Here is a 10,837-nt window from a genome sequence, read left to right as displayed (position 1 = left end):
GGGGACCACCTGCGCCCACAACCTCGGGCCCCTGTGCCGCACCCACCACCGGCTCAAGACCGCCGGCATCCTGCGCGTGCACCAACCCACCGCCGGCGAGTTCGTCTGGCGCACCCCCACCGGGCACGCCTTCCGCGTCCGGCCCGGGACCGAGGAGCCGACCCTCCACCTCGCCCGACCGCCGCGTCCCCCGGACCCGGCGCCCGCGTTCTGACCGTCGTCCCGCTGGCGCCCTGACCGGAGGCTGGCGGATGGGCCTCGCCGCCGGCCACGTCGACGACACGCGGTGTCCGCGCGCCGTCCAGCCCGACCGAGGTCGGCCGACGCCCGGGGTCATGCGGATGGGCTCGGTCCCCGTCCGGCGTCGGCGGCCCGCCTGAACCGGTCCGCCAGCAGCGAGCAGGCGTCGGCGAGCTCCTGCGGCGCGACCAGCAGCACCTCGGCGTCGAACCGCGCCGCCGACGCCGCCAGGGCCACCCACGACCACGAGCCCAGCGTGACGCGGCTCCGGCCCCCGCCCACGTCCTCGACGACCCCGTCCGTCACGAACGGGGCGACGTCCCGGGCGTCGGCGTCGAGCACCAGCGTCCCGCGGCACGGCCAGCCGCCGTCCGCCGTGGTGGCGCCGCGAAACCGGGCGGCGGCGAACGCCTCGACGTCCCCGCCCGGGAGCTCCCGTGGGGCGAACCGCGCCCCTCCCGGAGTGCGCGGCCGGACGCGGTCGGCGCGGAACACCCGCCAGTCGTCACGGTCGAGGTCCCATGCCACGAGGTACCAGCGACCGGCCCGCGCGACGAGGTGGTGCGGCTCGACCCGGCGGGAGAGCCCGTCGTCCACGGGAGCCCCGTCGGCACCTGCGCCCGCCGCTCGGACGTAGTCGAACCGCAGGACCTCGCGCGCCCGCACGGCCGCACCGATCGCGGTGAGCACCGCCGGGTCGACGCTCGGGGCGCCCGGTGCCGGGACGACGGTGACCGGCACGGCGTCGACCCGGTGAGCGAGCCGCGTGGGCAGGACCTGCCGCACGGTCCGCAGGGCGCGTTCGGCCGCCTCCCCGACCCCCGCCCCCGACGCCGCCGCGGTGCGCAGGGCGATCGTCAGGGCGACGGCCTGCTCGTCGTCGAACAGCAGCGGCGGCAGACGGGCCCCCGCGTCGAGCCGGTAGCCGCCCTCGCGCCCGCGGGTGCTGGTGATCGGGTAGCCGAGCTCACGTAGCCGGTCGACGTCCCGACGGACGGTGCGGTCGGTGACGTCGAGCCGGTCCGCGAGGAGCGCGGCGGGCCAGTCGCGACGGGTCTGCAGCAGTGACAGCAGGGCGAGCAGCCGGGGCGCGGTCGTGGGCACGCGGCCAGTCTGCCGCGCATACCGGACACGACCTGTCCGGAACGCCCGCGAGAGTGGCGCTGCGCCGGTCGACCGGCCGGCGCGCCCCCCTCGACCGAGGAGCCACCATGACCGTCGCCACCACCACCCACCTGAACTTCCGCGGCGCCGCCCGTGCCGCGCTGGAGCACTACCAGGAGGTGTTCGGCGGGGCGCTGAGCATCGCCACGTACGCCGACGCCGGCGCGGTCGCGGACGCCGCAGAGGCCGACCACGTGATCTGGGGCGAGGTCCGGTCGGACCAGGGCTTCCACGTGATGGCGTTCGACGTGCCGGGGTCGCGCCCGTGGGACGCGGGCACGGACGCGTTCTACGTGTCGGTGCGCGGGGAGTCGGCGGAGGAGATCACCGCGCTCTGGGAGCGGCTCGCGGGGGGCTCGGCGGAGAGCACGGTGGTGGTGCCGCTGGGGCCGTCGGGCTGGGCGCGGCTGTACGGCATGGTGCGTGACCGGTTCGGGGTCACGTGGGTGCTCGACGTCGCGGCGCCGTACGCGGGCTAGGCGGGCGAGGGGCGGCGGGGCCGGGTCAGGCGTCGCCGCCGAGCTGCCACGCGCGCACGCCGCCCACGATGCCCGCCTGGTTCGGCACGACGACGACGTCGTCGCCGAGCCGGGCGAGCACCTGCGGGGTGATCTGCCGGGAGTTGCCGCCGCCGAGGTAGAGCCGGTCCCACAGGACGACGGGCCGCAGGCCCTCGACGACCTGCCGGACGCGCCGGGACCACAGGCCGTCGCCGAGCCGGGCGCGCTGGATCTGCCCGATGTACTCGTCGTAGGTGGTGAGCCGGCGCACGGGGGCGTGGGACCACTCGAGGTGCGGGGCGAGCCGGCCGCCGTCGAACAGGGCGGAGCCGAGCCCGGTGCCCAGGGTGAGGACGAGCTCGACGCCGGTGCCGGAGACGACGCCGGCGCCGTGCACCTCGGCGTCGTTGAGGACGAGGGCGGGGACGCCGAGGCGCTGCGAGACGGCGGCGCGGATGTCGCAGCCGGACCAGGCCTCGACGAGCTCGGGGTCGACGCGGGTGTGCGGACCGGAGCGGGTGACGTAGTGCGGGGTGGCGACGACGACGCCGTGCCGGATCATCCCGGGCATGCCGACGGTCGCCCGCTGGAAGGGCGGGAGCCGGTCGGCGATGTCGGCGATGGTGTCGACGAGCCGGGACGGCGGCAGGGGGTACGGGGTCGGCACGCGGACGGCCGGGGCGTGCAGGGTGCCCGAGGAGTCGAGCACGGAGGCCTTGATGCCGCCGCCCCCGCAGTCGACGGCGAGGGTGTACGGGGCGGGGTCGGGCGTGGGCACCGGACCACGGTAGAGCAGGCGCCCGGCCCGTACCCTCGGGGGCGTGCCCGACCAGTTCTCCCGCCCGGACTCTTCCGCGACCACCTCCGGCCCCCCCGTTCTCGACCGCGGGGTGCTCGACCGCGCCTCCGGTGTGCTGCTCGCGCAGGCCGCGGGTGACGCGCTGGGGGTGCCCTACGAGTTCGCGGAGCCCCCCTCGGCGGGCGAGCTGCCGGTGATGCGCGGCGGCGGGCTCGGGCCGTACGCCCCGGGCGAGTGGAGCGACGACACGCAGATGTCGGTCGTGGTCGCCCGGGTGGCGGCGCGGGGCGGCGGGCTGCGCTCGGAGGCGGAGCTGGACGAGATCGCCGCGGGGTTCGAGGCGTGGCGCACGGGCGGCGCGAGCGACGTCGGGACGCAGACGGCCACGGTGCTCGCCGGGGCGGCCGGGCGCGCGGGCGGAGCGGCGGCGCGGCTGCGGGCGGCAGCGGGGGAGCTGCACGCGGCGACGGGCCGCACGGCGGGGAACGGTGCGCTGATGCGCACGGGCGTGGTGGGCCTCGTGGCGCTGGACGACCGCGTGGCGACGGCCACGGCGGCGCGCGCGGTCGCGGGGCTGACGCACCCGGACCCGCTGGCGGGCGACTCGTGCGTGCTGTGGTCGGAGGCGGTGCGCCTGGCGGTGGTGGAGCGCCGCCTGGACGTGCACGCCGGGCTGGACCTGCTCCCGCCGGACCGCCGAGACGCGTGGCGCGGCTGGCTCGACGACGCGGCGTCCCCGCGCCCGGCCGCTGACCTGCGGGCGAACGGCTTCACGGTGACGGCGCTGCAGGCGGCCTGGCACGCGATCGCCCGGTCGGTGCCTCCGCTGCCGGAGGGGGTCGAGGCCCCGGGCCAGGTGCACCTGCCGCTGGCGCTGGCCGCCGCGGTGCGGATCGGCGGCGACACGGACACGGTGGCGGCGATCGCCGGCGCGCTGCTGGGCGCGCGGTACGGCGACACCGCGGTGCCGGACGTGTGGGCGCGGGCGGTGCACGGCTGGCCGGGGCTCGCGGGGCGTCGCCTGGGCGCGCTCGGTCGGGCGACGGCCCAGGGCGGCCCCGGGGTCCCGGCGGCGCCGGAGCAGCAGGTCTGCCCGCTGTGCGGGACGCGCGAGCGGTTCTTCGAGCGGTACGCGGGCCACGTGTGCGGGTGGTGCACGCGGTGGGCGACGGACGCCGCGGGCCGCCCGGTCGGCCTGTTCAACACGTCGTTCACCGGCGGGTTCACCGCGCAGTACGCGGACGGGACGACGGCCTCGGCGGAGGTGCTGGCGGGCCGGGTGTGGGTCGACGGTCGGCCGCTGCGCGCGGGGGAGGCCCGGTTCGGCGGGACGGTGGTGCAGCTGCCCGAGGGCGAGGCGCCGGAGACGGTGGTGGTCCCGTGACCGCCGCGACCCCGGACGCGCCCCCGACCCCGGACGCGCCCCCGACCCCCGACGCCCCGCCCGTGCGCGTCCGCGTGGACCTCGCCTACGACGGCACGGACTTCGCAGGCTGGGCCCGCCAGCCCGGCCTGCGCACGGTGCAGGGCGTGGTCGAGGACGGACTCGCCCTGGTGCTGCGCTCGGAGCACCGCGGCGACGCCCCGCCGCGGGTGACGGTCGCGGGCCGCACGGACGCGGGGGTGCACGCGCGCGGCCAGGTGCTGCACGTGGACGTCCCGTCCGGGGCGTGGGCCGCGGTGCCGGGCCGGTCGGATCGCACGCCGGAGGAGTCGCTGCTGACCCGGCTGGGCGGGGTGCTGCCGCCGGACGTGGTGGCCACCGCGGTCCGGGTCGCCCCGGAGGGGTTCGACGCCCGGTTCTCGGCGGTCGCCCGGCGCTACGTCTACCGGGTGTGCGACGACCCGGCGCTGCGCGACCCGCTGCGCCGCGCGCACGTGCTGTGGACGCGGCGCCCGCTGGACGTGGCCGCGATGGACGAGGCGGCGGGGCGGGTGCTGGGCCGGCACGACTTCGCGGCGTACTGCAAGCCCCGCCCGGGCGCGACGACGATCCGCACGCTGGACGAGCTGACCTGGGAGCGGCCCGCGGCGGGGCCGGACGCCGGGCTGGTGGTGGCGACGGTGCGGGCGGACGCGTTCTGCCACTCGATGGTGCGGGCCCTGGTGGGCGCGAGCCTGGCGGTGGGGGAGGGCCGGCGATCGGTGGACTGGCCGGCGGAGCTGCTGGTCGGCGGGCGGCGGGACCCGGGCAGCGCGGTGGTCGCCGCGCACGGGCTCACGCTGGAGGAGGTCGTGTACCCGCCGGACGCGGAGCTGGCGGAGCGCCAGCTGCGGACGCGGGCGATGCGGTCGGCGGACGACGTGCACGCGCCCCCGACGCCCGCGACGCCCACGCCCGGCGCCGCCGAGCCCGCCCCGGCCCACCCCGCGACGGATCCCGCGCAGGGGTGACGCGGACGGCGGACGCCGGTGCCCCCGCACCCGTGCCCGCCGCCCGCCCTCATCCGCCGGGAGGAGGCGTGGAGTCAGTCCTCCTCGTCGACGATGTGGACGGCGGCCTCCTCGGCGCTCGCCGCGCCGCCGTCGACGCCCGCGTCCAGCGCGAACTGGTCGTTGCCGCCGGACTCCACGGCGTCGTCGTCCTCGAGCAGCCGGCCGGCGCGGTCGGGCTCGCGGGACGGGTCGGGCGCGCGGTCCGGGTCGTCCCAGACGTCGGGCTCCTCCTGGGCGACGCGCTGGTCGAGGGTCTCGCCGCGCGACTCCTCCCACGCGGTCTCGCCGAAGTGGCTGGACGCGGGGCGCGGGCGCTCGGGCGGGCTGTAGCCCTCGTCCAGCAGGTCGTCGACGCCGCGTCCGACCAGCGTGTCCTCGGCGGGGAGCTGGTCCGCGTCGCCCTCGGCGCCGGTGGCGGCGTCGGTGCTCGTGGCAGGGGTGTTCTCGCTCATGCGTCGAGCCTGGCACCGCACCCCCCGTGCTGCCACCGCACGGATATCGGATTGGGGAGGCGCGCCCGCACCTGGGACGATCGACCCCATGGGTCATCTCGAGGTGCACGACGTGCGCTACGTGCTCCCCGACGGCCGGCCGCTGCTCGGAGGTGTCGACCTGCGGGTCGGCGAGGGGCAGCGCACGGCGCTGGTGGGTCCGAACGGCGCGGGCAAGTCGACGCTGCTGCGGATCGTGGCGGGGGACGAGCAGCCGCACGACGGCGCGGTGGTCCGCACGGGCGGGCTCGGCGTGATGCGGCAGGACGTGGGCCGGATCGCCGACGACCGCTCGGTGCGCGACCTGCTCGCGTCGCTGGCGACGGGCGCGATCGGCGCGGCGGCGGCGGAGCTGACGGCCTCCGAGCTGCACATGATGGCGGTCGACGACGAGCCGTCGCAGATGCGGTACGCGCAGGCGCTCGCGGACTGGGCGGACGTCGGGGGCTACGAGGTCGAGGCGGACTGGGACCGGGTGACGGACGCGGTGCTGTCGATCCCGTTCGACAGGGCCCAGCACCGCACCGTGCGGACGCTGTCGGGCGGGGAGCAGAAGCGGCTGGCGCTGGAGGCGCTGCTCCGCGGCCCGCAGGAGGTGCTGCTGCTCGACGAGCCGGACAACGCGCTGGACGTGCCGACGAAGCGCTGGCTGGAGCGCCGGCTGCTGGACAGCCCCAAGACGGTGCTGCTGGTGAGCCACGACCGCGAGCTGCTGTCCCGCGTGCCGACGCACGTCGCGACGCTGGAGCCCGCGCGGGCCGGCGCGACGGTGTGGATCCACGGCGGCACGTTCACCACCTACACGGAGGCCCGGGAGGCCCGCCGGGAGCGGCTGGCCGAGCTGGCGCGCCGCTGGGACGAGGAGCACCAGAAGCTGGTCACCCTGGTGAACACGCTCAAGACGAAGGCGGCGTTCAACGACGGGCTGGCGTCGCGGTACTCCGCGGCGCAGACCCGGCTGCGTAAGTTCGAGGAGGCCGGGCCGCCGGAGGTGGTCTCCCACGACCAGCACGTGCGGGTGCGGCTGCGCGGGGGGCGCACGGCGAAGCGCGCGGTGGTCGCCGAGCGGCTGGAGCTCACGGGCCTGATGCAGCCGTTCGACCTCGAGGTGTGGTTCGGCGAGCGCGTGGCCGTCCTCGGGTCGAACGGGTCGGGCAAGTCGCACTTCCTGCGGCTGCTCGCGGCGGGCGGCAGCGACCCGCATCCCGACCAGGGGTCGGGCACAAGCACTGAGGGGGAGATGCCGATCGACCCGGTGCAGCACACCGGGGTCGCCCGGCTCGGGTCCCGCGTGGTCCCCGGGTTCTTCGCGCAGAACCGGCAGCACGCGCAGGACGCGGCGTTCGCCGGCCGCACGCTGCTGGAGATCCTGCACCGCGGCGAGGGCCGCCGGCCGGGGATGGGCCGGGAGCCCGCGAGCAAGGCGCTGGACCGCTACGAGCTGGTGGCGTCGGCGGAGCAGCGGTACGAGACGCTGTCCGGCGGGCAGCAGGCGCGGTTCCACATCCTGCTGCTCGAGCTCGGCGGCGCGACGCTGCTGCTGCTCGACGAGCCGACGGACAACCTGGACCTGCACTCGGCGGAGGCGCTGGAGGCGGGGCTCGCGGCGTTCGAGGGCACGGTGCTCGCGGTGACGCACGACCGGTGGTTCGCGCGCGGGTTCGACCGGTTCCTCGTGTTCGGGGAGGACGGGGCGGTCGTGGAGACGCCGGAGCCCGTGTGGGACGCGGGGCGGGTGGCGCGGGCGCGCTGAGCAGGGGCGCCGGGCGGTGACCGACGTCGCTTTGACCGCCCCCGGGACCGGCGGCTACCCTGGTGAGTCGTTGTGCGTCCGTCGGTGTCGACCCTGGTGCGTTCCCACTCACCGGTCCACGGGCGACGCACCGACGGTACTCATCGGCTGACCCCGGCTTCTACGGGATTGCCGTGGACACAGTCAGAGACATAGAGAAGGCAACGACCGTGCGCACGTACACCCCGAAGCCCGGCGACGTCCAGCGGAACTGGTACGTCATCGACGCGACCGATGTCGTCCTGGGCCGCCTCGCCACCCACGTCGCCACGCTGCTGCGCGGCAAGCACAAGGCGACCTTCGCCCCGCACGTGGACGGCGGCGACTTCGTCATCGTCATCAACGCGGACAAGGTCGCGCTGACCGGCAACAAGCGCGAGACCAAGCTCGCCTACCGCCACTCGGGCTTCCCGGGTGGTCTGCGGGCGACCACGTACACCGACCTGCTCGACAAGCACCCCGAGCGTGCGGTCGAGAAGGCCGTGCGTGGCATGCTCCCGAAGACCTCGCTGGCCCGCCAGCAGCTCTCGAAGCTGAAGGTCTACCGCGGTGCCGAGCACCCGCACGCCGCCCAGCAGCCGAAGCCCTTCGAGATCACCCAGGTCGCGCAGGGCTGACGCCCTCGAGCACACCGGAACAGGACGCGAAACACATGGCCGAGACCACGGTCGACATCGACCTTGAGGGCGGCGAGACGCCCAGCAGCTACACCTCCGAGACGGCCGCTCCCGCGGGCCGCGGCCAGAGCCTCACGGCTCCGGGCCAGGCCCTGGGCCGCCGCAAGGAGGCGATCGCCCGCGTGCGCCTGGTGCCCGGCACCGGCCAGTGGAAGATCAACGGCCGCACCCTCGAGGAGTACTTCCCGAACAAGGTGCACCAGCAGCTCGTGAACTCCCCGCTGAAGCTGGTGGAGGTCGAGGGCCGCTTCGACGTCATCGCCCGCATCAGCGGCGGCGGCGTGACCGGCCAGGCCGGCGCGCTGCGCCTGGGCATCGCCCGCGCGCTGAACGAGATCGACGCCGAGCACAACCGCCCGGCGCTCAAGAAGGCCGGCTTCCTGACCCGCGACCCGCGCGTCGTGGAGCGGAAGAAGGCCGGTCTCAAGAAGGCCCGCAAGGCCCCGCAGTACTCCAAGCGCTGATCCCCGCATCAGCGACCGCGGCCGGTGGTCCCGAGGTTCCGTCCTCGGGGCCACCGGCCGTTCCGGTGCCCGGGCCCGACGCGGTGACGCGCGGGCCCTGGCACGAGGCACGTGGCCGCACCGGCGGCCCGACGACGAGGGAGTCCTCGATGGCACGACTGTTCGGCACCGACGGGGTGCGCGGCCTGGCGAACCGGGACGTGACCGCGGAGCTCGCGCTCGACCTGTCCGTGGCGGCCGCGCACGTGCTCGGCCAGCGCGGCGAGTTCGCCGGCCACCGCCCCCGCGCCGTGGTGGGCCGCGACCCGCGTGCCTCGGGCGAGTTCCTGTCCGCCGCCGTGGCCGCGGGCCTGGCGAGCGCGGGCGTGGACGTGCTGAACGTCGGCGTGCTGCCGACCCCCGCGATCGCGCACCTCACCGGCGCGCTGGACGTGGACCTCGGGGTCGTGCTGTCGGCGTCGCACAACCCCATGCCGGACAACGGCATCAAGTTCCTCGCCCGGGGCGGCCACAAGCTCGACGACGAGCTCGAGGACGCGATCGAGCAGCGGCTGCGCGGGGCGTGGGAGCGCCCGGTCGGCGCCGCGGTCGGCCGGATCCGCTCCGACACCGGCCGCGCCGGCGAGCAGTACGTCGAGCACCTCGTGTCCACGCTGACCCACGACCTGACGGGCCTGCGCGTCGCCGTCGACTGCGCGAACGGCGCGGCGTCGGAGGTCGGCCCGGCCGCCCTGCGCGAGGCCGGCGCGGACGTGGTGGTCATCAACGCGTCGCCCGACGGCCGCAACATCAACGAGGCGTGCGGCTCGACGCACCCCGAGCAGCTGCAGGCCGCGGTCGTGGCCTCGGGCGCGGACCTCGGCGTGGCCTTCGACGGCGACGCCGACCGCTGCCTGGCCGTCGACCACACCGGCGCGCTCGTGGACGGCGACCAGATCATGGGCGTCCTGGCGCTCGACCTGCGCGAGCGCGGGGCTCTGACGCACGACACGCTGGTCGTCACCGTGATGAGCAACCTCGGCCTGCGGCTCGCGATGCAGGCGGCGGGCGTGCGGACGGTGGAGACCGGCGTGGGCGACCGCTACGTGCTCGAGGCCATGCGCGCGCACGGCTACAACCTGGGCGGCGAGCAGTCCGGCCACGTGATCCTCGCGGACCACGCGACGACGGGCGACGGCACGCTGACGGCGCTGCAGCTCGCGGCCCGCGTGGCCGCCACGGGCCAGAAGCTCAGCGAGCTGGCCGCGGTGGTGCGCCGGCTGCCCCAGACGCTGGTCAACGTGCCGGGCGTGGACAAGGACCGCGCGGGCTCGGACGAGCACGTGGCCGCCGCCGTCGGCGCCGCCCAGACGTCCCTCGGGTCGACCGGCCGGGTGCTGCTGCGCCCGTCGGGCACGGAGCCGCTGGTGCGCGTGATGGTCGAGGCCGCGACGCAGGACGACGCCGACCGCGTCGCCGCGCAGCTGGCCGACGTCGTGCGCGACCGCCTGGCGCTCTGAGGGCCGGGGCGCGGTGACGACGACGGGCGGGGCCGCCGGGGCGGGCGAGAGCCTCGGGGCGGGCAAGGCGCCGCAGGCGACCTGGCCGGCGGCGGTGGTGCGCGAGCACGTGCTGCGCCTGCTCGACGCGGGCGCGGCCGACCCGTCGGGCACGGTGCCGATCGTCCAGGCCGGGCACCCCGCGCTGCGGATGCGGGCGGTGCCGTTCGACGGGCAGGTCGGCGACGACGAGCTCGCCGCGCTGGTCGCGCTGATGCGCCGGACGATGCACGCGGCCCCGGGCGTGGGCCTCGCCGCGCCGCAGATCGGCCTGCCGCTGGCGGTCGCCGTGCTGGCCGACCCCGGCGCGGGGGAGACGGAGACCGGCCGGGTGCGCGACCGCCCCGCGCTGCCGTTCCGCGTGCTGGTGAACCCGGCGTACGGGCCGGTGCCGGGGGAGGAGCCCGAGCGGGTGTCCTTCTACGAGGGCTGCCTGAGCGTCGTCGGCTACCAGGCGGTCGTCCCGCGGCTGCGCCGCCTGCGGCTCACCGGGCTGGACGAGACGGGCGCCCCGCTGGACGAGGTGGTGCAGGGCTGGCCGGCCCGGATCGTGCAGCACGAGACGGACCACCTCGACGGCACGCTGTACCTGGACCGGGCGCAGCCGCGCTCGCTGTCGGCGACGGACGAGCTCGGCGCGCACTGGGCGACGGAGCCGCGGCCGACCGAGGCGGCGCGCACGCTCGGGTTCCCGCTCGAGGGCTGAGCCCCCCGCCGCCGGCGCGCGGCGCAGCGT

General features: G+C 76.8%; 11 protein-coding genes and 1 pseudogene. 9 read left to right on the top strand and 3 right to left on the bottom strand.

The window, feature by feature from the left end:
- Positions 1-214, top strand: a pseudogene (locus VER05_RS18415) (hypothetical protein); the annotation flags it as partial.
- Between the two features lie 119 nt (positions 215-333).
- Here the strand turns inward: VER05_RS18415 and VER05_RS18410 are convergent.
- Positions 334-1,344, bottom strand: a complete 1,011-nt coding sequence (locus VER05_RS18410; RefSeq protein WP_324846758.1) for a helix-turn-helix transcriptional regulator — start codon at positions 1,342-1,344, stop codon at positions 334-336.
- Between the two features lie 107 nt (positions 1,345-1,451).
- Here VER05_RS18410 and VER05_RS18405 point away from each other — a divergent pair, with 107 nt between their 5' ends.
- Positions 1,452-1,883 carry a VOC family protein gene (locus VER05_RS18405; protein WP_324846757.1) on the top strand — a complete coding sequence of 144 codons (432 nt, stop codon included), beginning with the start codon at positions 1,452-1,454 and terminating at the stop codon, positions 1,881-1,883.
- Between the two features lie 25 nt (positions 1,884-1,908).
- Here VER05_RS18405 and VER05_RS18400 read toward each other — a convergent pair whose 3' ends face one another.
- The gene (locus VER05_RS18400; protein ID WP_324846756.1) at positions 1,909-2,682 is read right to left on the bottom strand and encodes an ROK family protein; all 774 of its coding nucleotides are present in this window, start codon (positions 2,680-2,682) and stop codon (positions 1,909-1,911) included.
- Positions 2,683-2,725: 43 nt separating this feature from the next.
- Between VER05_RS18400 and VER05_RS18395 the strand changes: the two genes are divergently transcribed.
- Both VER05_RS18395 and VER05_RS18390 read left to right on the top strand, forming a co-directional pair.
- Positions 2,726-4,087, top strand: a complete 1,362-nt coding sequence (locus VER05_RS18395; RefSeq protein WP_324846755.1) for an ADP-ribosylglycohydrolase family protein — start codon at positions 2,726-2,728, stop codon at positions 4,085-4,087.
- 62 nt (positions 4,088-4,149) lie between these two features.
- Positions 4,150-5,097 carry a tRNA pseudouridine synthase A gene (locus VER05_RS18390; protein ID WP_324846761.1) on the top strand — a complete coding sequence of 316 codons (948 nt, stop codon included), beginning with the start codon at positions 4,150-4,152 and terminating at the stop codon, positions 5,095-5,097.
- 74 nt (positions 5,098-5,171) lie between these two features.
- On the opposite strand, the gene VER05_RS18385 is transcribed toward VER05_RS18390, so the two are convergent.
- Positions 5,172-5,591, bottom strand: a complete 420-nt coding sequence (locus VER05_RS18385) for a DUF5709 domain-containing protein (protein ID WP_324846754.1) — start codon at positions 5,589-5,591, stop codon at positions 5,172-5,174.
- An 88-nt stretch (positions 5,592-5,679) separates the two neighbouring features.
- Between VER05_RS18385 and VER05_RS18380 the strand changes: the two genes are divergently transcribed.
- The 5 genes from VER05_RS18380 (at position 5,680) to VER05_RS18360 (ending at position 10,807) form a co-directional block, all read left to right on the top strand.
- Complete coding sequence (locus VER05_RS18380; protein WP_324846753.1) at positions 5,680-7,383, top strand: ABC-F family ATP-binding cassette domain-containing protein; 1,704 nt, start codon at positions 5,680-5,682, stop codon at positions 7,381-7,383.
- Positions 7,384-7,592: 209 nt separating this feature from the next.
- Positions 7,593-8,039, top strand: coding sequence for a 50S ribosomal protein L13 (gene rplM, locus VER05_RS18375; protein WP_147794330.1), 447 nt, complete (start codon positions 7,593-7,595; stop codon positions 8,037-8,039).
- 35 nt (positions 8,040-8,074) lie between these two features.
- Positions 8,075-8,563, top strand: coding sequence for a 30S ribosomal protein S9 (rpsI, locus tag VER05_RS18370; protein WP_324846752.1), 489 nt, complete (start codon positions 8,075-8,077; stop codon positions 8,561-8,563).
- Positions 8,564-8,712: 149 nt separating this feature from the next.
- Positions 8,713-10,062: a phosphoglucosamine mutase gene (gene glmM / locus VER05_RS18365; RefSeq protein WP_324846751.1), complete on the top strand. Its 1,350-nt coding sequence runs from the start codon at positions 8,713-8,715 to the stop codon at positions 10,060-10,062.
- 94 nt (positions 10,063-10,156) lie between these two features.
- Positions 10,157-10,807, top strand: a complete 651-nt coding sequence (locus VER05_RS18360; RefSeq protein ID WP_324846760.1) for a peptide deformylase — start codon at positions 10,157-10,159, stop codon at positions 10,805-10,807.
- The last annotated feature ends 30 nt before the right edge of the window (positions 10,808-10,837 follow it).

It is taken from the genome of Cellulomonas sp., assembly GCF_035634735.1.
GTDB lineage: Bacteria > Actinomycetota > Actinomycetes > Actinomycetales > Cellulomonadaceae > Cellulomonas.
This window is presented reverse-complemented; position numbering and strand designations above follow the sequence as displayed.